Raw genomic sequence first — 21,824 nt, 5'->3', positions numbered from 1 at the left:
TTTCGGTTTTTTTAATCTGTTTGCTTAGAGATAAGGCGCAATCGAATGTGCTTCATATTAGGGCGATAGATATTGAATTTGCACAGAGTTATGGCAACATTAGGATAGTTATGCGCAGCCGATTAAGAGACGCTATGCATAAAATATGATCTTATATCGAAATGAAGGTGGGATGCCTCTCTAATCGTTTTTTATGTATTGAAATCATTAGATTGAAGTTTCTAAAAGGGAAAATGTAGAATGACAACAAAAGCTGCTTTAGATGGGCGTATTGGCGCTAAAAATAAAGCAACGATCGTAAAGGCTGCAGAGCGGGCGTTTGCAAAGCATGGTTTTAAAGGTACCTCGGTACAACAAATTGCAGATGGCGCAGGTTTACCAAAAACAAATGTGTTGTACTATTTTAAGTCTAAACAAGGCGTTTACTTAGCAGTACTGCAGCAAATAATGGCGATTTGGAATTCTAGCTTTGACAAAGCTACTGTCAATGATGATCCAGCAGAAACGCTCGCTGAATATATTGCTGAAAAAATGGAAGTCTCTAGAACTCGGCCATTTGCGTCTAAAGTATTTGCTATGGAAATTATAAACGGCGCGACTAATTTGCATGGTTTCTTTTTAAAAGAACATAGAGAGTGGATGCAAGGGCGCACTGATGTCATTGATGCATGGGTAGCAGGTGGAAAAATGCCGAAAATAGATGCACATTACTTACTTTATCATATTTGGGCATCTACCCAGCATTACGCTGATTTTGCAACGCAAATTACTAATTTGCGCGGCAGCACCATGAAAAAAACTGATTATACAGATGCGACAGCGCATTTAGTTAGTTTAATACTTCAAGGTTGTGGTTTACAGGTTCCAGACGCATATAAAATTTGAAGGTAACTATGAGTAAAAATTCAGATACTTTACCCTTGTCTAACGATTGTTATCCCCGTGATCTCATTGGGTACGGCGAAAATCCGCCGCATCCTAAATGGCCTAATAATGCCAAAATTGCATTACAATTTGTCATCAATTATGAAGAAGGTGGTGAAAATTGCGTACTGCATGGGGATGCGCAATCCGAAATGTTCTTATCTGAAATAGTCGGTGCGCAAGCGTATCCTGATCGTCATTTGAGTATGGAGTCAATATACGAATATGGGAGTAGGGCTGGTTTCTGGCGACTTCATCGGTTGTTTACTTCATACAAAATGCCTGTCACTGTGTTTGGCGTGACGATGGCGATGGCTAGGCATCCGGAAGCGGTTGCCGCAATGCAGGCTGCAAATTGGGAAATCGCTAGTCATGCTATGCGTTGGATACATTATCAAGACATGGATATAGATACTGAACGTCAACAAATTGAAGACGCAATAACCCTCCACAAAACCTTAACCGGTGATAAACCATTGGGTTGGTATACTGGCCGCACTAGCCCGAACACCTTAAAACTTATCTCTGAGCGAGATGATATTTTGTATTGCGCAGATTCTTATGCTGATGATTTGCCTTACTATGACACTCACTACAATAAACCTCTGTTGATGGTGCCATATACTTTAGACACTAATGATATGCGTTTTGCGACGCCGCAGGGTTTTAATAGTGGCGAGCAGTTTTTTCATTATTTAAAGGACGCATTTGACGTATTACGAAGCGAGGGGGCGAGTGCACCAAAAATGCTGTCTATAGGCTTGCATTGCAGAATTATTGGTCGGCCGGGCAGGCTTATGGCACTCAAACGGTTTATGGACTATGTCAGTGAGTTTGATGATGTGTGGTGTTGTACACGTGCGGATATCGCGCAACATTGGTTGAAGCATTTCCCATACAAAGACATGAGTGCTTGTCGTTAGATGTGCATATGGCTTTTTACATCTCTGATTACTCAGCATTGCTAGCGTAACCGCTACCTATTGCTCTAAAAGGGAGTTCCAACCCCATTTCTGGTACTTGCAATGCTAGCCATGCCGGAAAGGTATTGCTGTTAGGTCCAGGAAACACCTTGTATTCGTTGGCCCAAGGGTAGTTTGCTATCGCATTTTCTAATTGTGGGATGAGGCGCGTAGCTTTGTCTCCTGTAATCTCTAAAAGCTTTTTTGGTTTGGCTCCGTACCAATATCTATCGGGGACAGGCGTGCTGTATGTTCTCAACGCGGGCAAACCACTATTTACTCGCCAACCAACGACTTCATATACCGTATACGCTTTACTGGCTTTGGGTTTAATCGCTAGCCAAGTGTGCACGGCAAACCAGCCTCGCCAGCTAAACGCATCTGCCGCATAAACTTCAATTACCGCGGGTTGATGCTCCAATGGATTGATAGCGATACCGGCCGGTTCTCGGCTAGCGGTTCGCCAGTCAGGCGACTGACAAGCTGTCAATGCAAGCAGCACGGAAATGAGCAGCAGCGTCTTCGTCAATGTCATTCTCTTTTGTTTATCTAGTGATAACAAGTATCGTCAACAACCATTTATCCTGAATTCAGATTATTTAAGGTCGAATATATTATTTATGGTCGAACGTATTATTTAAGGTCAAATACATAACGCAACACAAAGACCGCTGCCATTAAATAAGTGATGAGCGATACCTCTTTGAATTTTCCCGTCCCAACTTTTATGCCGACGTAGGTAATAAATCCTAAGGCAATGCCTTCACTAATACTAAAGGTCAGTGGCATGGCTAATAGTGCAATAGTTGCAGTAGCTAAACTCGCAATATCGTCAAAATCAATTTGTCGAATGGAGTCCATCATAAAAATACCAACCATGACGAGGGCTGGTGTCGTTGCCATTAACGGAATTACTTTCATCAGGGGTGTAAGGAACAGTGCTAGTACAAAGCATATTGCGACGACGACCGCTGTAAGACCCGTTCTACCGCCTGCTGATACCCCAGCTGCTGACTCCACATAACTCGTCACTGGCGATGTGCCCAGTCCTGCGCCTACGACACTTGCCGCTGCGTCTGCACTCATTGCGCCACCAATTTTAGGTAGTTTTCCGTTTTCATCTAATAGCTTGGCTCGCCTTGAGACGCCTATCAAGGTACCAATGGTATCGAACATGTTGACGAACATGAGGGCAAAAATAAGGTCCCATGTCTGGGCAAAGTTTTCAATCGGATACCAAATATCCATGGCAAGAAAGGTGTCACTTGCGGATTCAGGGAGGCCAATAACCGCCTCAGGGGCGCTGGTGAGGTATCCGTCACCTGAGGGAGTAATAGCGCCAATTAAGGTTAAGACAATGATGGATATTAATATTGCGCCAGTGACGCGCTTAATAATTAACACAACGGTAAGAATGATACCGGCAAGTGCAAGTAATACCGCAGGGTCAGACATGTTGCCTAGTGAAACAAGTGTTGCTGGGTTGTCGACGATTAATCCGGCGTTTTTTAAACCAATAAATGCGATGAATAAACCTATTCCGCATTGCACACCAATTTTTAGCGCAGCGGGTATCGCTTCAGCAATTTTTGTTCGAACGCCCGTGACGGACAACAATAGAAATAATACTCCATTCCAAAACACGATGCCTAATGCGGCTTCCCAAGGGATTTCTCGCGTAAGACAAATAGTAAAGGCAAAGAAAGCGTTTAAACCCATTCCTGGGGCTAACGCTATAGGGTAGTTGGTAAACGCAGCCATGAGCAGTGTGCCCAAGCATGCCGCTAGGGCAGTTACCGTAATTAACCCTGCGACCGGCATACCGCTTAAACCAAGAATACTTGGGTTTACAATAAGTATGTAAGACATTGCCGCAAAAGTGGTTAAACCTGCAATAATTTCGGTTTTTACTGTTGTGCCGTGTGCTTGTAATTTAAACACGCGGTCGATAAGCGAGATTGACATAAGCCTCCACTGCTTTTTAAAAAGCTTTTTATTTTTTATTTATGCGCGTACTTTTTATTTACTCGTACCAAGTATCGCGCACTGTTACTCAATTTCTTACCAATATAAACTATTGATAACACATATGCTTAGCAAGTGTTAACTGCAAATGCTAGGAAAGACTATAAAAGTACCAAGCAAAAAGTTGACCAAGTAGTCAGCTTGTTGGTCTAATATCTGCTAGAATGCATTTAAGCATTGTTCCCTGTTGTCAAACGCATAGCCTGCAAAGATACGCGAATACATAGATATATAAATAGATATAAAGCATTGTACCAAGCCAACGTTGGTTAAGTTGACCTAAATTTATGTGAAGAATTTCACACATGAACGTGTCTATAGGGACTGAACAGGTGCATAAAAAAGCGATGAAGCAATATTTTGGTGCAATATGAAGTATGGAGGAGGACTGAAATGGCAGATATAAAATTATTGGCGAGTTTACCAAAAGCAGAGTTGCATCTGCATATTGAAGGTACCTTGGAGCCTACGTTGATGTGGGCCTTAGCCAAAAAGCACGGAATTACACTACCGTACAACAGCGTTGACGATATCGCTAAGGCGTATCAATTTGATGATTTACAGAGTTTTTTGGATTTGTATTATCAAGGCGCTAATGTATTACGCGACGAAGACGATTTTTTCCAATTAATGTGGGCGTATTTGTTGCGCTGTAAAGAAGACAATGTTGTTCATACTGAAATGATGATTGACCCGCAAACACATACTAGTCGAGGCATTGGTTTCGACGTGTTTATGACAGGGTTTACGCGCGCAATAGAAAAAGCAAAAAATGAACTGGGTATTTCTTGTTACTTAATTTTGTCGTTTTTACGTCATTTATCCGAAGAAGATGCCATTGAAACATTGGCGCAAGCCAACGATTATTATGAGGACTTTATCGCGGTAGGCCTCGACAGTTCAGAACTAGGCAACCCACCAGAAAAGTTTGTAAACGTGTTTGAACAAGCGCGCGCGCTTGGATTCAAATGTGTCGCGCATGCAGGTGAAGAAGGGCCGCCAGAATATGTGTGGCAAGCCTTAGAGCTGTTAAAGGTCGATAGAATTGACCACGGCGTGCGTAGCGCAGAAGACCCTAAGTTGATGACGCACTTAGCAGCGCAAAAAATCCCACTGACAGTGTGTCCACAAAGCAACTTAAAGCTCCGTGTAGTTAATGATATGGCTGAGCACAATATTCTCAAACTATTGGATGAAGGGTTGTTGGTTACTGTCAATTCAGATGACCCATCATATTTTGGTGGGTATATGAATGATAATTTTGTCGCATTAAACGATGCATTATCTATGTCTGATGCGCAAATGATTAAACTGGCTAAGCATAGTTTTGATGGGAGTTTTCTGCCAGAAACAATAAAACAACAGTGGCTAAGCCATATTGATGATGTCGTTTCTAATAGAGTATCTAGCTAGTGCTATAGCGTGTGTAAGCACAGCAATTCCATAAATTTATCAATTAGTTATTTAACTAAAAAGATAGGTTGATTGTATTGAAAGTTTTATTAAATCAGTCGATAATCCTTATATCTCTGACGCATAAGTTAAGCTAAATGACCTAATTTTAGCTTAAGCACACTCTTTCAGGATTTCTCATGGAACATAAAAATGTTAGTTCTCGTTCGACCTCGCAAAAAGCGCTTCGTTTAAATCTGGACGACAAAAAATACGGTACTATCGTTGAAATTGGTGCTGGTCAGGAGGTTGCTCGGCAGTTTTTTCTAGCAGGTGCTGCCGCAGGCACAATCGCTAAAACAATGTCGGCATATGACATGAAGTTTTCTGACGCGATATATGGTGTGCAAGAAGATGGACGGTATGTAAGTAAAGCGCGTGTGAAAGCGATGATGGAGCAAGAATTTGATTTGGTGCTTCAACGTGTTAGTGAGGGGCGTTCAAAGTCCTCGCGTTACTTCGCATATGCTGCGACCGTAGCAGCCAAGAGCTTTAATCGTCAAAATGAATGTCACGCGTGGTGCGGCGTGCGTATCCAAATGTATCCGGGGGCTGAGCCTTCGAATATTAAGGTGCATGTCCGCATGCGCGATGACAATGCTGAGGCGCAACAGCAAGCCTTAGGTGTACTAGGCGTAAACTTAATTTATGCTGCTTATTATTACTTTGAAAATCCCAAAATGTTCATAGATTCGCTAAGTGATAGCATAAAACGTGGACGTATCGAAATTGATTCTATCGAATTCCTTGGCCCTTATTTCGAAGATATAGACAATCGTGCAATTAATATGCACCTAATTCGAAGCTGGAAAACTCGCGCCATCATGTTTAGACCGGATGGCAGCATATGTGTCCCAGCTGAAATGTTATACAAAAAGAATGTCCTTACTATTCGTGGCTCCTTCAGGCCCGTCACCAATTTAAATTTGGATATGATTGAGCAAGGCAAAGTGGCATTTTTCGAACACGAAGCCGTAACCGAAGATAACACGGTGGTGATCGCCGAGATTTCATTAAATGACGTCAAGGGTAATGACAATCACGTACCTGAAGAAGACTTAGTGCAGCGTGTGCAATCATTAAATTCGCTTGGATATAACGTGATGATTTCGGATTACACGCGTTATTTCTCTTTGCGCGCGTATTTCCGTCAGTATACCAAAATGGAAATTGGTATTGTGGTCGGTATGATTAATCTTAAACAGATTTTTGATGAAAATTCTTATCAAGGAGTCGAAGGCGGCATATTGGAAGGCTTTGGTAAATTATTCCCAGATAACACCCGCATGTTTATTTACCCTGAATTAAACACAGAAGGTGAAATTAGAGATTACAATGATTTTAAAGCCCAAGAACATTTACGCTTCTTGTATCGCCACTTACTTGAGAATGATTTTTTGACCGGCTTAGATACCAGTGATACTGAATTATTCAACATCTATTCAAGAGATGTGCTGAAACAGCTGAAGTCTGGCAGGGGAGAGTGGGAATCGCTTGTACCTAAGCTTGTAGCAGAACAAATCATTGAATTTGGCTTTTTCGGTTTTAAACAGCGCCGCAGATAACATCTATATTTAACGCTAGCACGTAGATTTTTCGTGCTAGCGCCTTCTTCCTGTTGTTAGTCTCACACATTATTCTTGTCGATTTAATTTTCGTTTCAATGGTTGATGTCATACAAGATATCGTCATTTAACTTTTTGTCCGCATAATACCTACACCCTTATTTATTCTTCCCGTAAACACCTAATGCAATAGGTCTACGAAAACAAATGTTCGTCATGCGCTGTTGTCATATTTATTTTTATACATAAATGTACAAAAATATTGAAAAACAATTTAATATACAATATTGTATAAAAGGTTGAAGCGCTATGACGTGATTTCAACTTTCCGCACAGTATTTATTAAATTTATTCAAAACAGGAATACGAGATGACAGACTTATTTTCGCCAGTAACCATCGGTGATTACCAGCTCAAAAATCGCATCATTATGGCACCGTTAACCAGAGCGAGATCACTTATTGGTGCTGTACCAATGGCTGAACTCAAAGCCGAATATTATTCTCAAAGGGCAAGCGCAGGCTTAATTATTGCGGAAGCAACCGCGGTATCTAAAACCGGGTTGGGGTGGTTAGATACAAGTGGTATGTGGAACGACGAGCAACAGGCCGCGTGGGCAAAGGTTACGAGAGCTGTGCACGATAAAAATGGAAAAATATTCATTCAACTCTGGCACATGGGAGCGGCTGTTACGACTGATTTTCTCGATGGGCAATTACCTATTTCGTCATCAAATGTAAACTTGTCTGGAGAAATAAGAACACCGACAGGACGCAAGCAAGCACTTAGTGAACCTCGTCCCATTAAGTTAGAAGATATTCCAGATGTACAACAAGAGTATGTAGATGCAGCTATACGTGCAATTGCCGCGGGGTTTGATGGTGTTGAAATTCACGCAGCAAATGGCTTTTTAATTGATCAGTTTACTCGTGATGGTAGCAACAAGCGACAAGATGAATATGGCGGTTCAATTGATAATCGTATTCGTTTTGCCTTAGAAATTGTGGATAAAACGGTTCAAGCCATAGGCGCAGGTAAAGTCGGTATCCGTATTTCGCCAACCAACAAGGTTTGGGGTATCAATGATAGCAATTATCGCGCAACATTTTCTCGTTTGGTGGAAAAATTAAATGGCTTCAACCTTGCGTATTTACACGTTTTGGAGCCAAAACCAGACAGTGGGCACCCAATGGAAACTATCGATTATTTGACACCTGAATTGCGCTCCATTTATCAGGGGAATCTAATTGCAAATGGTGGATATACTAAAGCCAGTGGTGACAAAGCGATTGCGACTGGTGCTGCGGATGGTATTGCCTTTGGTATCCCTTTTATAGCTAACCCAGATCTTGTCGAACGATTTAAAGTTGGTGGTGAATTGGCTACGCCAGACCAAGAAACGTTCTATACAAATGACGCCATAGGGTATACCGACTACCCATCAATGAATGCTACGGCGTAACATCAATTTACTTAATTATTGGCTTATATAAATCCAAAGAATGGAAATTACCTTATGTTTAAAATATCTAGTGCATTACTTCTTTCACACTTGCTAATAGTCTCGGCTTCCGCATTGGCTCAAGACCCGAATACGTCAACAAAGGTACCCGAAGAGTTACCGCAGTTGGGCTCCAAAGGTACACAAAAAACAAGTTTAACGGGGCTTAAGTTTGACCATTTTGGCGATAAAGTAAAACGCCAATTTATCAGTGGACAAAATGGCATGCTTGCATGGTTCACCTTAGCTAAAGGGGCCGAAGTACCATGGCATACACATGAGGCCGAACAAATATCACATGTCATTTCTGGTGAGATGATATTAACGGTAGGGATCGATGAGAAGGAATATCGATTAAAACGAGGGGATATTATTGTGATCCCACCGCATGTACCTCACAAAGGGCGAGCCTTAGTTGATACTGTGGAGATTGATGTTTTCTCTCCAATTCGCAAGGACTGGTTAGAAGGCACTGATCAATATCTTCAGGATATAGACTGATATTGAACAATCATAGTAAGCGAGGAAACTATGGACAAAAGTATGCTAAGCATTGCATGTCTATTTGGGTTATCAATTTCATATTGGCCAGTAGTTGCCGAGGAGAGTCGGCCTGCGCCATATGAAATAATTGCGGAGTTGGAACATGGACCAGGAAATGTCGCAGTTGGCCCGACAGGGCGGATCATTTTCAGTTTGCATCAAATGTATAGCCCTGACATCAACGTAATGGAACTGATGGCTGACGGTACTACTCGCCCATACCCCTCTGAGGCGTGGGCTAGGCCACCCAACGGGGAGGAAGAACTTGGTACGCATGCCGTACTTGGTGTGGTGATTGATCAGAATCAAACGCTTTGGCTTTTGGACAATGCATCGTCACCGCCGCGTTTAATTGCATGGGATATGAAAAACGAGCGCTTAAAGCGCATATATCCTTTATCGTCTGGTAGTTATACGCCTAAAAACACGATGATAAATGACCTTGCCGTGAATTTATCAGATAAGAAAGTGTACATTGCTGATATATTTGGTGATCAAGGTGCCGGTTTGATTGTTGTTGATATCCAAACTGGAGACGTGAGAACAGTGTTAAGAGGCCATAAAAGCACGAGTGCCGAACTTGATAGTGATCTCATCATTGGCGGGCGAGGTCTTCGAATGAAGACCGACGCTGAGATCATAACGCCTAAAATTGGTGTAAATCCGATTACCATTGATTCGCAAAATAAGTATGTATATTACGGCGCTATGCATGGCACATCGATTTACCGGATTCCAACAAGTGCATTGAATGATGAAACTTTGAGCCCTAGTCAGTTGAAAAAAACGATCGAAAGATTTGGCGACAAACCAGTGAGTGATGGCATCTCTATCGACGAAGCTGGCAATGTGTATGTGACCGACTTGCAAGGTTACGGTATTGGCGTTACAGCACCTAACGGCAAATACAGACGTCTATTTACGGACCGAGATACATTTATATGGCCTGATGGATTGTCTACAGCACCTAAAGGGACAATAGTCGGGACGATAAATCAACTTAACCGTTCTGCGCCTTTAAACGCTGGATATGATGAATCTAAACCGCCTTTCTATATATATCGTTTTAATGCAATAGCCGATGTAAAAATTGGTCGTTAATGTTTCAACGGGTATAGGTTAATTAAGACACCTGTTAAATACCTTATAAATGCATTAACTATTATCAATAGACAGTGCCAATATGGCACTGACTTTAGCCAAGCCGTAACTAGTTTCTTTATTCCAATGATTAAATACATTCTGCACGGTTTGCATTTCAGTTTTGGTAGCGGGTGCGTTTTTTATGATGCCAAAGTGTTTCAACGCCCTGATACCGTCTTCACCCAGCAAAAAACCATCTTTTCCGATGTGTCTAAGGAAAAATTGCGCTGTCTTTGTCCCCAGCCGTGCGCCGTGTGTCTGTAGATAAGCCAATAAGTTAATGAAGTCATCTTCTTCCCAATAAGCAATCATCGACGCAAACGAACTGTGGTGTTTGCTAACGTTCAAAATCATATTGGCGTTCTTTTGGACCGACTCAATTTTTGCGCGGTTTTTAACGATATGCTCATTGTTACTTAACTGCTGTATATCGCCGATGCTCATATTAGCGCAACGCGTGATATCAAATTGCCAAAAGGCATCCTCAAACGCTTGCCATCTTTGTCTGATCACGTCCCAATTAAATCCTGCTTGAAAGATAGACTTAGTCATTTCTGCCAGCATATACCGGTCTGATAGTTGAGCGATAACGTCAGGCGTAATACTTGTTTGGGAAGAAGAGCGCGCAGCTTCCCTTTCGTTGGAGAGCGTGTTTCTCGATTGTAAAAAATGAGGGATACATATTTGTACCTAAACTTACTCGTTATTATTGAACTTCTTCATATTTTGCAATTACCATATCCGACGCGGCTTCCCGTAAAGGAATAATGCGTTGATACTCTGCTGACTCATACCAGCTTTCCATCGCGCCTATGTCAGGGAACTTTATAATACCGACGGCATTATGCGCTCTTTCTTCTGGCGTAAAACTGCCTAAGTATTTGCCTCGTGTAAGCATTTCGCCGCCAAATTGTGTAACTAATTGACCTGCTTTTTTAGCATACGCTTGAAACTTCTCAACGTCTTTTACCGTTACGGTTGAAACAAAAAATGCGCTCATCGTTGATCCTTATATTTTGTGATAAATTAAAATGTAAATTTGGGGTGTCAGATTAAATGTTGTTAAGTGCCTTTAAGATATCTTCAGGTTCAGCTCTTTTACGATAATTGTTAGGCACAAATGCCCATTTAACAAAGCCGTCCGCACCAACAACGTATGTTGCTGGATCAGCAAACGCGTATGAGTTGTCGCCATTCGCTCGTTCAACGTCAAATGACAGCATATCCAATAACCGTTTATGCGAGCTTGGTAATTCGAAAACAAGGCCAAATTTACGGGCTACCTCTGTCTTTGCGTCGTGCAAAATGTCGAAATCGACCACACGTTTGGCGCTTTCTTTCGCCTCACTCGGCGCATTCGACTGCGCCAAAACCTCCATCGCGTTTTCTGTTTCCGGTGTTATTGCCACAAGCTGAGCGCCAGTTGCATGTATGTCGTTAAGTACGGCGTTGTAAGCTGCAAGTTGCATATTGCAAAACGGGCACCAAACGCCACGGTAGAAGGTAATGACCAATGGTCCATCCGTTAAGTATTCAGTTAAGCTACGGTAACTCCCATTTCTATCTTTTAGCGTAAAGTCGGGGACTTTATCTCCCACATTGATAGCATGTTCTACGATCGCCATTGCGCTTATTTCACCGGCACCTTGTTCAATTAACGATACAAGTTCAGGCGGTAAATTTTCTCTAAACGACGCGATGCTTTCTCGAATTTGTTCATTCAGTGACATTTTATTTTCTCTACTTACAATTATTCGTTAATGCGTCTAAGCCAGTCTGACAATGAGCGACCTATAGCGTGTGGTTGATCTTCCTGAATAAAGTGAAGTCCTTGACCCACGTACGCTGTTTCGAGGTGTTTTATCGTGTTTTCGTAGTGCGGAACTAATTCGGGCGGTGTAACGACACCGGGGTCTGCGTAGATTAAGAGCACAGGCTTTTCGGTTTTTGCCATATACGCATGTATCTCTTCCATCAACTCGACGTTTTGGGCAGGCTCGCCAGCGATTGGTACCTCCCTAGGCCAAGCTAGCAAGGGTTTTCGAGACGATATATCAACATATGGTTTGCGATACGCATTATGCGCTGTTTCACCTAAGTTACGAGACATCATTTGAGGTAAAATACCTTCGACAAACATGTGTTGGTCAATGATCATTTTCTCGCCTTGTTTTGGCGTTTTCATCGCTCGAAACATGTTGCCCATTTCTTTACCCATTGCCTCAAAACTTGCATATGGAAAAAGCGGAGGTAACACACCTTCCATAAATGCAATAGCCTTCACATTATCGGGACGTATTGTCGCATAGTGCCAACCGAGTGCTGCTCCCCAATCGTGAGCGACAATTGTTATGTTTTTCAATTTCAAAGCCTTAACAAAGGCCTCTAGGTAGGACGCATGGTCGGCAAAGCTATAATCAATATCTGGTTTGTCGGAATACCCCATACCAATTAGATCAACAGCGATTGTTCGTCCCTGTTTTTCCACCATAGGCGTAATGTTTCGCCATAGGTACGATGATGTGGGATTGCCATGCAAAAACAAGATTGGATCCCCTTGTCCAGCTTCTGAGTAGTGCATTTTTACGCCCTTGACGTTTACAAACTTGTCTTTCGTAAACGCGGTTTCCGCCACTTCTTTTAATAGCAGCTTGTACGCTGTGTTGAGCGTGCTATTTTGTGCGTTTACTATACTTACTGACAACGTAAGTGAGCCGAAAATAACCGCCGTTATTATTTTTTTTAAATGTGTATATTCCATATGATGGGCCTCTTTAGTTCTAACTATGCCGCCGGTGTAAATTCAGCTTTGTCAGCCTCAAAACCCGATACAAACTCAGGGAGCGTTTTAACGTCATTCACTAACCGTTTTACGTTGTTGCCAAGTACTATTTCTGTATCTGGGAAGTAGTTGTTCCATGCACTAAAGACCGCTGCCATATAGTCCATGTGCGATGGGGTATCACCTAAAATGAACTTATGTGTTGATAGGCGTATATCCAGTATTTGCCATAACGGCGACAGCTTATCTGCGAGCTCTTGCATAATTAACGTTTTGATATCGTTTGCGACATTTTCATTCGATGCTATTGCAAAAATTTTTGCATAGGCTGGATGGAGTGTTGCATAGATAAAATTTAACCATTGATAAAATTCAGCTCTCTCGGCAACATCTTTTGGCAATACATCTTGATTATGTTTTTCAATAAGGTAGAGGGCAATTGCCGCCCCTTCTGTTATTACATGGCCTTCATCTGTTCGTAGTGCTGGTACCTGATTCGTTGCTACGATTTCTGCATAGTTACTTACATCATCTCGGTTAACAGAAGTGAAGTTAAGTTCCAGTTTTTTCATTAAAACGGCAATGCCTGTCGAGCATGAGCCTGGGATTGTATAAAGTGTGTACATTTTGTTTCCTTTCGCTATTTATTAATTTATACAATATTGTATAAAAACAATATGTGTCAAGGATTTTTATTCTTCGTTGTATAAAAATTAGAATTTTGCTAATCTACAAACATAGAGGAGCAAGAATGACAACAACCAAAAATAGAGAAACCAATAAACAGACAAAGAAGAGAACGCGCGGTCGGCCGAGTATTTTTGACCGAGATAAACTCATTCAAGAGGTCACTCAATTGTTCTGGACAAGTGGTTACAAAGCACTTTCATTTAACGAAATATCGCAAGAGACAGGCCTTACAAGAGCGAGCTTGTATAACGCTTTTGGTAGCAAAGAAGCCCTACTGATGGAAGCACTCGATGTATACTTTGCGCAAGCGCCGGATACTGCCCTACGACATATCAAAAAAGGAGAGCTGGTTGGTCCCGTATTTTTTAAAGTGTTTAAAGTAGGTTGTCAGCGTTGGGCATCTGACGAAAAACGCAGAGGCTGTTTTGGCGTAAATTGCCTTAATGAGTTGATGAACAGCCAATCTGAGCTAGGAGACTCGTTTAAAGCGATGTATGAAGAAAAACGATTATTCATTGTTAGCCTGATAAAACGGGCCATAATTCAAGAAGAGTTACCCATTAATACCAACGCAGAGGCAACGGGAAATATGATTTTAGCGTTTATGTCGGGTTTTAGTACATTTTCCAAAAGTGGTATCAGTGAAGCGTTGTTACAGGAAATGTGTAGAGCTTTTCTTGAAAATATCGGTTTTCAGCTCACTCCAAATAAATAAGTTAACCAATCATAAATTCGTTTTTTACTCAATTTAGTTCCTGTATTTGGCAAGCTTTTGTTAGAAAAACTTTCAGCCCAGTTAGCCATACAATTTGCCGTTAGGTATCTTGCAAAGAACTGTTTACTTTATGTACGTTTTTTCGCTATGCTTGATTTGCGCTAGGGCAAAGCTACATAGCGAAAATATAAAATAAATTATCGGTGAATGTTGCACAGGGAGTGGAGGGATTCTTATGGCGACAAAAACATGTTCAATGTGTTTTGGATCTTGCTATATAGATTCGGGCGAATACGAACGTTGTTATTCGTGTGGCGGTAGCGGTCACGGCTCATATACTGACGTGAACTGCTCAGCTTGTGGTGGCTCTGGCAACTCAAGCACGACGCGTAAAGATCAGTGTTGGCAATGTTATGGTACGGGTGTAGAAAATGTACCGGATGCGCCTTCTACCCCCAAATATACCAAAGCCGCAGAACCTCAAAAAACTTCAACTAAAACGGCCGTTAATACTGCCACTAAAGGAACAAAAAGTACGCATACAAACAAACGTCAATCAGCTTCTCAGCAAAAAAAGCAGGTAGAGGACGTTATTGGTGGTATCGCCATTATTGTGGGTGTAATAGTCGCTTTTATTGTTTACGACGAGAAGGCGTCGGTGAAAGAAGCGGTGATATCAGGCATAGTCTCTATGATTGCTGCGGGCGTCGCTTCATATTTTATTTATTACGCCGTAAAGCTTGCCGTTAAAGTATTTCAAGTACTGTTAGTATTTGTATTTTGGGCAGCCATTATCGTTTTTGTGGCTAACGCGCTTGACGCCAAGTGGGCGGGAGATGTTATACGTTTTGTTGAAGAGTTGATTGATTCAGCCGGGCACACGAGCGCAGAAAAAGATTCACACGCGGTGAATGAGCCGCCCTACTATTATACGTCCTGCATTATTAACAATACGGTCAATAGTATAGATTTTCAATATCGATATGAAAATGAGGGTCAGTGGAAAAGCGTCAGTTTACTTCCCAAATATGGCCAATGGATTGGGTCGCCGAACGATCAAAAGATTTTCATTAGATTTGATGAAAGTTATGCGTCAGGGTTTCAGGCGAAAGAGTATTGGTTAAAACGCAAATATACTGACCAAGAGTGTGCAGGTGCATACCGATACGAATTTTTTGCTACAGGTAGCATGATTGATGCTCGAGAGCTCTAGGCTTTTACAGGGCGCCATGCACCGAATACTGGTCGGGCTTGTCTATTTACTCAATGTGTTAGGATAAAGTTAATGGTTTGTTGTTTCGCCATTGATGTATTGTTGAACGTCACTAAAAGAAAATTTATCTAATGACAAAAGGACGACATTATGAAAGCAACAGGAAAGAGATCCCTCAAAACACTTCCGAAAATTAAACCTTTTACGTCTACTGAGACACACCGGCAACTGCACCTTGACGCTAGACAAGGTCCCGTAAAAGCAGATGTATATTTGCATATACCTGATAAGTCGACTCCCAGTAAGTGGTACATGACCTCGTCTGATCAAGTCGTCGATGATTTTGTGGCTTATATAGAGACGCAAGATAAGCGAAAAAGAGCAAGGTTAGACATTTGTATTAATAGCGCAGATGAATCCATTACTTTTGCTAAGGCCGGCGCAGTCGGTTGCAGTCAAACGTTTGATGGCTTGTTGTTTGCGGCAGGGAATGAAGAATTAAATGAAGTGAAAGCATTTAAAACCAGTATTCTTAAGCGAGGACGAGAGCTTCGTTTAGACATATTGCCTTCTGCATTTTGGCTCAAAACGAGTTCAGGTGGCAAGGCCGTCGGTGGAGGCAAGTTTGGGTTTAGGTTTGTACTTCAAGATAAAGAAGAAAATATATTATTGTCTTATGATCCTATGATTATCCTGCCTGACTGGGAACCTGTGAGATAAGAATGTATTACCACGGCCTACATTGAGCTTGTAAGAGATTCAAACCAAATAATGTTAAACCAACTCATGGGCACGCCTTGCTCACTCGCTCTATTTTTGTATGCAATGGCGGTCGCGTTTTCGTCAAGGATGGCATAGACAAGGGATAGGAAGTAAAGCGTAAACGGATCGTTTGCGCCTTTGTTTTCGGCTTCAATTAGTACCTTTAAGGCTTTGTTTTTTTGGCCCAACTGCGCGTATGCTTGAGCGAGTGTTAAAAGGTCATTTTGACTTGGCTTTTCAATCGCAAGTAACTGTGAAATAACTTGTTGGTACAAGATGTTTGATTGTGCCTCGTTGCCTTGTATCAGCATTGAATCGGCTAAATTGATCAGAATTTGAGGATTGTTTGGCGCCATTTCTACTGCTTTTTGTAAATGGGGCACAGCTTTGTCAGTTTCACCATTCATTAAAAAGGCAAAGCCCAGATTACTCTGTGTAGTGGCGTTATCACCCTGATTGAGCTCAATTAATGCCTGGTAAGATGCTACTACTGCATTCCAGTCACCCGTGTAATAGCGCGCAATACCCTGTAACTCTAAGCCTTTAACATGCTCAGGCGCACGTGTGAGTAAACGCGTTAGAATTGATAGTGACTTATCTGTTTCGCCTGAGCGAAACAACATCAGTGCGTAGTTATATAAGTGCTGGGTAGACGGTCTGTCTTCCACTAGCGTGCTAAATAAGGCTTTTGCCTTTTCAGCCAACCCTTGAGAAAAGTACCAGCGAGCCCTTATTGACCTTACTGAATCATCGACAATATCCTTGTTTTCAAGCAATAATAGCCATTCTTCAGCCTTATCAAAGTTACGGGCTGCGAGCTCAATCTCAGCTGCTGCTGACATCAAACGTTTTTTCCTTTGAATATCGTTGATATCTTTTAACAATGCTCTCGACTTTTGCAACCAAACATCATCCCTGGTAACAAAGTATTGTTCTCTGTAACGGAGCAGTAGTGCATGGCATAGTGCTTCTAACTGACAACTAGAATCCGTCAAAGACGCTAATGCGCTAATGTATGTATCAGCATTGATGCTTTGTGTTTGATAGCTATTTTTTAATGCAAGAAACTTTCGGTATTCCTGCTCATTAATATTTTTCCTCTTTACAGTACTGTTTGTTATTGATGCATTTACCCATTTGTACAAAAACTCTTGCACAATATCACTTACGAACAATAGCCTATCTGTTGGGACTTGAATCTGTTCTTGTTTGGTTAGTATTGCCGGTGATTCCTCCCAAAAGCTAAAGGTGACAGCACAGGCATTTAAGGTGCAATCGAGCGTCGTAAACAATACATGTTCAGCCGCTGTGATCCGTTGAATGTCGGATATACTTGTGAGAGTGTCAGGTACTTCACTTGAGGCAACGAGTTTAAAGGTATCAATGGATTGGAATACATTAACGGTTGCTTGGTGAACCGATGCTTGAATAAGTGGGATATCAGGTAGTTCCAAGCCTTGGTTTATTTCAGGCGGCATGACGGTAATGTAATTGATTTGTTTAGGCCACTGAAACCAAACTGTTAGCGCAATAAGCACGACGACACTTACTATACTGCCCCAAAATACGCGTTTTCTGCGCTGTGAAATTGTTTGGTGTGCGCTAATGAGTATTGGGTTGTTTTGTTCAATCGTGTGTTGGTTTAGTGGGTTGAAGTCGCTCGTGAGTATTGTTTTTATTCGCTGCACAATTTCAGCAGCAGAAACCGGGCGCTTACTAGGGTTTCTCTCTAGCATTTGCATGATAAGTTGGTTGACTGCTGAGTAATTTGAGCGCAGTTGAGGTGCTGGATTTGTGGTACGTTCAGCGAGTGAGTTTGCAATATCACCCGCATGTGCAAACGGATGCGCGCCGGCAACCAGGTCAAACATTAATATGCCCAATGAATATATATCACTTGCTGTCGTTACTTCTTGTTGGGCTATTTGCTCGGGACTTAAGGAATAAAAACTACCGACACTTAGTGAATCTATTTTTTCCGTGTCATGTGTAAGCGTTTGTGCGATGCCAAAATCGCCAATTTTAAGCTGTTGATTAGTGTCAAAGAAAATATTACTTGGTTTAATATCTTGGTGAACTAAGCCCGCTTGATGGATGGCATCCAGCCCTTTTGCGATTTCTATGCCGTACTGCAAGGCTTTTTCTAGTGTTGGGCGTGTTTCTAGGAGCGCATTGGCGAGTGTTTTACCTGGTAGGTATTCCATTACCAATGCAATCGAGTCTGTTTGTTCAACGATATCCAGCACAGATACCACATTGGGGTGGTTTATCTTTGCAAGTATTTGTGCTTCTCTTGTTAGGTCCTGTTGCTGGTAGTCATACAAGACTTTGATTGCGACCCATCTCAATAGTCGTTTATCGTATGCTTTAAATACTCGGGCACTGCCACCTGAGCCTATTTCGGCATCAATTGAGTATATACCAATGTAATCAGGTCGGTCGTCCATGTGTGTCTCAAATTAGCTAGGGCAAAGAGATAGTAAGGAGAAGAACTGCACGCTGCAAACCTTCATAAAATCAAATACAAGCGACTAATAATGTAGCTCATAGATAGCGGAATGTCGAATAAATGCACAGAGGCTTTAATCTATCCTCCGGTGTGGTATCCGGTATCGCAATTTGTGGGGCTAGGTGGCGCGAATCAGCTACGCATATAGACCTAATTCATGAAGCCTTCGTCTAAGTGCTTGCTTTGAAATTTTTAATGTGGGGATCATTTTATCGAGGTTACCTGCGCAGTTAGCATATACTGTTTGTATTTCACATGCGGGAATGTCTGCTGCGCGGCGTAGATGTTCACTCGCGTCTATTTTTTGATATAAGGCGGTGCGCGAAATATTTAATGCGGTCGCCGCTAACTTGATTTGCCATTGGTACTTTTGTAACGCCGCAAGCACTTCTTCATCAGATATTTGTTTGGGTTTGCGCTGCGATAGCGCCTCTGTTTGTGACGGTTCGGTCATATTATTCAAGGCGTTATCGCGAGCAGCTTGGGCAACATTACTTTGTTCGATAACTGTTTCAACAAAATGCTGCCAGTTAAAGCGGCTAACATCATCAAACCCCATTAGTGCGACACTAAGTTGGGTGGCAACGTTCTTAAGTTGCCTGACGTTACCTGGCCATTCTAACGTACTACATTGTGCAAAAAACCACGCCCAAAAATAAAGGCCATTGGGTTCACAGTGCAGTAATTTGTTTAGTTGCCCTGTTTCTTTCAGTGACTGAAGCAAGAAATGACGCAAAATACAGCAAATATCTTCGCGTCGCCGACGCAATGGTAGCATTTCGATGACAAGCCCAGATAGTCTTTGTAACAATGGCATACGAAAAGACTCTTGGCCGATGAGTGCTTCTAGATTAGCGTCAGTAGAGGCAACAATGCGCACGTTTAAAGGGATTTCTTGCTCACTTCCCACAGGCTGAATCACGCCCGTCTCAAGGGCGCGTAATAGCGCTACTTGCACTTCTACAGGCGCTTCACCAATTTCGTCGAGAAACAAGGTACTATTATTTGCTTCTAAGAAACATCCATTACGAGATACCGCACCGGTAAACGCTCCCTTAACACTGCCAAATAGTTCAGCGTTCACTAACTCTTTAGATATCGCGCCCATATTGATAGATATTAATTTGGCAGACTTGCGCGGGCTACACGAATGAATTGCCTGTGCTATGAGCTCCTTACCCGTACCCGATTCGCCTCGAATAAGTACAGGCATTTTTAAGGACGCTACTTTTGTCACTAAATCTCGCGCTTGGCGTGTCGCGTCACTTACACCGATAATACCCATATCATATTCTGTATGCATTGGGGCCGGTGTGGTTAAATGGACAATAAGCACTATACGGCCACCAAGAGTAATGGCAACGCCGCTTTTTAGTTCAGATTCAGACATATTAATCGATTGTATGTCTGGGTTGGTAACGCTCGCTATGTTTGTGGTGCTGCCTCTTTTATTTAGTACCCACATGCTTTCGGCATTGCTTTTCGACTCTTTTTCTAATGATATGGGTGTGCGACTGATATAGGGGTCAGTCAATGGTGATTGTTCCGCATGGGTTTGGTTGACGCTAAACAACGGCGACAACCTGGATATTTCGACCAGCCTTGAATTCGTGCGGTATTGTTTTCCAATTTGTGTCGTATCAGGGTGAAACGCAATTGTCAGCGTTAATTGTTGCTGTTGTACATTAGCATTCATTCCACTAGGAATGTGTTGCAAGGTCGGGGAGTCCATTATTATCACCTTGTTGCATGTTTACTCGGTTTTACCGACATGTTCGCAATTGTTTATCATTCTGCGCGAATGTTTCCTATATAGTCTAGGACGATATCGCACGCAATTAAAGTATCCGGCAAGTCAAATTGTTCTGTTGGGCAATCTATCAGTATTCTGACTACGGCGTCACCTGTCGGTGTGATACCGTCACTTACGCCTACGACGTGAGAGAGGGCCATCGCAATTGACTCAATTTGTTCAAAAGTAAGCGTTGTTTTATTTATCATGCCTAACTCCATTTGCTTTGTATGTAGCTAAAAGGTGCCCACCGAAGCTTGAGCTACGTGATGGCGGGCACATACGCGACATGTGTTCAAGCATTTACGCGTTAAAAACTTATGCGGTTAAATAACTATGTAACGACCACATAAGGTACACATACTTTATTGGCGCCAGTAGAAAAGTCGTTCTTAGCATAAGAACCACCACCTTGTGCACGTACTTGCAATTGAACAGAACATACAATGGCAGTCCAGTCGTTTTTACCAAGTAAAGTGGAATAATTGGTAAAACGATTGTCATCTAAGCGTTTGTTAATATTAATGTTACTGCTATTAATATTAATTAAATCTACAGAGTCTCTGTGCTTCCAGTTGTACTGGTGCGCTTGCGTCCGTGCCGATACTCGTACTCTAGTATTTTTGCAGTTGTACCACTTGTCATTGGCCTTCGCAATGTAATAGCCGTTAAACTGGAATCTGGGTTTTATAGAATAGAAACGGCTAACCTTGGGTTTAAACCAAAATGTCCAGTATACGGTTTGCGTATTCCGGCCAACGCCACCAATACAACCACCACCGCCACCTTTTGCCCAGTTCCATACGTTTTTACAGTTGCCGCCACCAATAATGGCTTGTGGACTAATATCGGTGCTTTGCGCCATTTCATCGTGTGGGGTGCTATCGCTAAACACTTGTGACCATGATGGAGTGAGTATTTGTGCACCTTCGGGTAAAAGACTCGTATCGATATCGGGCACATTGTCAACGCCAACGGATTCAGATTCTTGTGCCATAATCGCATCGGTTTCTAAATAAGCTTGTGTGTCTTGTTCACTTATTCTGCTTTCAAGCTCGGATAAGGCCTTAGTGTTTATGCCTGCAATGTCAAAAGAGTCATTGTCGCATGCACAATGACCTTGTGCTTCAAGTCCCTGTTGGTATATCTCCTGTTGACTCAGGGCGATTTCTTGCTGTTGCTCTGCCTCAATGTTTTCAATTAGCTCTTTGTGTAGTTCATGTAATTTTGTTTGAGTATTCATTGT

At 42.1% G+C, this 21,824-nt stretch carries 21 protein-coding genes; 10 read left to right on the top strand and 11 right to left on the bottom strand.

Annotation, left to right across the window (positions count from 1 at the left end):
* Positions 1-240: 240 nt before the first annotated feature.
* Together QQK00_RS05990 and puuE are read left to right on the top strand one after the other, a co-directional pair.
* Positions 241-885, top strand: a complete 645-nt coding sequence (locus QQK00_RS05990) for a TetR family transcriptional regulator C-terminal domain-containing protein (protein ID WP_284216571.1) — start codon at positions 241-243, stop codon at positions 883-885.
* 8 nt (positions 886-893) lie between these two features.
* A complete protein-coding gene (puuE, locus tag QQK00_RS05985) occupies positions 894-1,847 on the top strand; it encodes an allantoinase PuuE (protein ID WP_284216570.1) in 954 nt (317 codons plus the stop codon).
* Positions 1,848-1,875: 28 nt separating this feature from the next.
* On the opposite strand, the gene QQK00_RS05980 is transcribed toward puuE, so the two are convergent.
* Positions 1,876-2,415, bottom strand: coding sequence for a DUF3750 domain-containing protein (locus tag QQK00_RS05980; RefSeq protein ID WP_431307722.1), 540 nt, complete (start codon positions 2,413-2,415; stop codon positions 1,876-1,878).
* Between the two features lie 104 nt (positions 2,416-2,519).
* Positions 2,520-3,851, bottom strand: coding sequence for an NCS2 family permease (locus QQK00_RS05975; protein WP_284216568.1), 1,332 nt, complete (start codon positions 3,849-3,851; stop codon positions 2,520-2,522).
* Between the two features lie 453 nt (positions 3,852-4,304).
* Here QQK00_RS05975 and QQK00_RS05970 point away from each other — a divergent pair, with 453 nt between their 5' ends.
* The 5 genes from QQK00_RS05970 to QQK00_RS05950 all read left to right on the top strand — a co-directional run bounded on the left by QQK00_RS05970 (position 4,305) and on the right by QQK00_RS05950 (position 10,073).
* The gene (locus QQK00_RS05970) at positions 4,305-5,324 is read left to right on the top strand and encodes an adenosine deaminase (protein WP_284216567.1); all 1,020 of its coding nucleotides are present in this window, start codon (positions 4,305-4,307) and stop codon (positions 5,322-5,324) included.
* 179 nt (positions 5,325-5,503) lie between these two features.
* Entirely contained in the window at positions 5,504-6,928 is a 1,425-nt protein-coding gene (locus tag QQK00_RS05965; protein ID WP_284216566.1) for a TonB-dependent receptor, read from the top strand.
* 370 nt (positions 6,929-7,298) lie between these two features.
* Positions 7,299-8,390, top strand: a complete 1,092-nt coding sequence (locus QQK00_RS05960; RefSeq protein WP_284216565.1) for an alkene reductase — start codon at positions 7,299-7,301, stop codon at positions 8,388-8,390.
* Between the two features lie 54 nt (positions 8,391-8,444).
* Positions 8,445-8,930 carry a cupin domain-containing protein gene (locus QQK00_RS05955; RefSeq protein ID WP_284216564.1) on the top strand — a complete coding sequence of 162 codons (486 nt, stop codon included), beginning with the start codon at positions 8,445-8,447 and terminating at the stop codon, positions 8,928-8,930.
* A 30-nt stretch (positions 8,931-8,960) separates the two neighbouring features.
* A complete protein-coding gene (locus tag QQK00_RS05950; RefSeq protein WP_284216563.1) occupies positions 8,961-10,073 on the top strand; it encodes an L-dopachrome tautomerase-related protein in 1,113 nt (370 codons plus the stop codon).
* A 54-nt stretch (positions 10,074-10,127) separates the two neighbouring features.
* Here the strand turns inward: QQK00_RS05950 and QQK00_RS05945 are convergent, their stop codons facing one another.
* The 5 genes from QQK00_RS05945 to QQK00_RS05925 all read right to left on the bottom strand — a co-directional run bounded on the left by QQK00_RS05945 (position 10,128) and on the right by QQK00_RS05925 (position 13,523).
* Positions 10,128-10,679, bottom strand: a complete 552-nt coding sequence (locus QQK00_RS05945; protein ID WP_284216562.1) for a DNA-3-methyladenine glycosylase I — start codon at positions 10,677-10,679, stop codon at positions 10,128-10,130.
* A 142-nt stretch (positions 10,680-10,821) separates the two neighbouring features.
* A complete protein-coding gene (locus QQK00_RS05940) occupies positions 10,822-11,115 on the bottom strand; it encodes a DUF1330 domain-containing protein (RefSeq protein WP_284216561.1) in 294 nt (97 codons plus the stop codon).
* Positions 11,116-11,167: 52 nt separating this feature from the next.
* The gene (locus QQK00_RS05935; RefSeq protein ID WP_284216560.1) at positions 11,168-11,845 is read right to left on the bottom strand and encodes a peroxiredoxin-like family protein; all 678 of its coding nucleotides are present in this window, start codon (positions 11,843-11,845) and stop codon (positions 11,168-11,170) included.
* Positions 11,846-11,865: 20 nt separating this feature from the next.
* Positions 11,866-12,876 (bottom strand): haloalkane dehalogenase, encoded by a 1,011-nt coding sequence (locus tag QQK00_RS05930; RefSeq protein ID WP_284216559.1) that lies wholly within the window; start codon positions 12,874-12,876, stop codon positions 11,866-11,868.
* Positions 12,877-12,899: 23 nt separating this feature from the next.
* The gene (locus QQK00_RS05925) at positions 12,900-13,523 is read right to left on the bottom strand and encodes a glutathione S-transferase family protein (protein ID WP_284216558.1); all 624 of its coding nucleotides are present in this window, start codon (positions 13,521-13,523) and stop codon (positions 12,900-12,902) included.
* A gap of 125 nt (positions 13,524-13,648) precedes the next feature.
* Between QQK00_RS05925 and QQK00_RS05920 the strand changes: the two genes are divergently transcribed.
* From QQK00_RS05920 to QQK00_RS05910, 3 genes are all read left to right on the top strand, one after another.
* Positions 13,649-14,302, top strand: a complete 654-nt coding sequence (locus QQK00_RS05920) for a TetR/AcrR family transcriptional regulator (RefSeq protein WP_284216557.1) — start codon at positions 13,649-13,651, stop codon at positions 14,300-14,302.
* 235 nt (positions 14,303-14,537) lie between these two features.
* A complete protein-coding gene (locus QQK00_RS05915; RefSeq protein WP_284216556.1) occupies positions 14,538-15,515 on the top strand; it encodes a DnaJ-like cysteine-rich domain-containing protein in 978 nt (325 codons plus the stop codon).
* A 150-nt stretch (positions 15,516-15,665) separates the two neighbouring features.
* Positions 15,666-16,235: a hypothetical protein gene (locus tag QQK00_RS05910; protein WP_284216555.1), complete on the top strand. Its 570-nt coding sequence runs from the start codon at positions 15,666-15,668 to the stop codon at positions 16,233-16,235.
* A gap of 17 nt (positions 16,236-16,252) precedes the next feature.
* Here QQK00_RS05910 and QQK00_RS05905 read toward each other — a convergent pair whose 3' ends face one another.
* The 4 genes from QQK00_RS05905 to QQK00_RS05890 all read right to left on the bottom strand — a co-directional run bounded on the left by QQK00_RS05905 (position 16,253) and on the right by QQK00_RS05890 (position 21,821).
* Positions 16,253-18,724, bottom strand: a complete 2,472-nt coding sequence (locus QQK00_RS05905; protein WP_284216554.1) for a serine/threonine-protein kinase — start codon at positions 18,722-18,724, stop codon at positions 16,253-16,255.
* Between the two features lie 198 nt (positions 18,725-18,922).
* Positions 18,923-20,518 carry a sigma 54-interacting transcriptional regulator gene (locus tag QQK00_RS05900; RefSeq protein ID WP_284216553.1) on the bottom strand — a complete coding sequence of 532 codons (1,596 nt, stop codon included), beginning with the start codon at positions 20,516-20,518 and terminating at the stop codon, positions 18,923-18,925.
* Between the two features lie 56 nt (positions 20,519-20,574).
* Entirely contained in the window at positions 20,575-20,787 is a 213-nt protein-coding gene (locus tag QQK00_RS05895) for a hypothetical protein (protein WP_284216552.1), read from the bottom strand.
* A 125-nt stretch (positions 20,788-20,912) separates the two neighbouring features.
* The gene (locus tag QQK00_RS05890) at positions 20,913-21,821 is read right to left on the bottom strand and encodes a hypothetical protein (protein ID WP_284216551.1); all 909 of its coding nucleotides are present in this window, start codon (positions 21,819-21,821) and stop codon (positions 20,913-20,915) included.
* Between the last annotated feature and the right edge of the window lie 3 nt (positions 21,822-21,824).

This window comes from Agaribacter marinus, assembly GCF_030160655.1.
GTDB classification, from domain to species: domain Bacteria; phylum Pseudomonadota; class Gammaproteobacteria; order Enterobacterales; family Alteromonadaceae; genus Glaciecola; species Glaciecola marina.
This window is presented reverse-complemented; position numbering and strand designations above follow the sequence as displayed.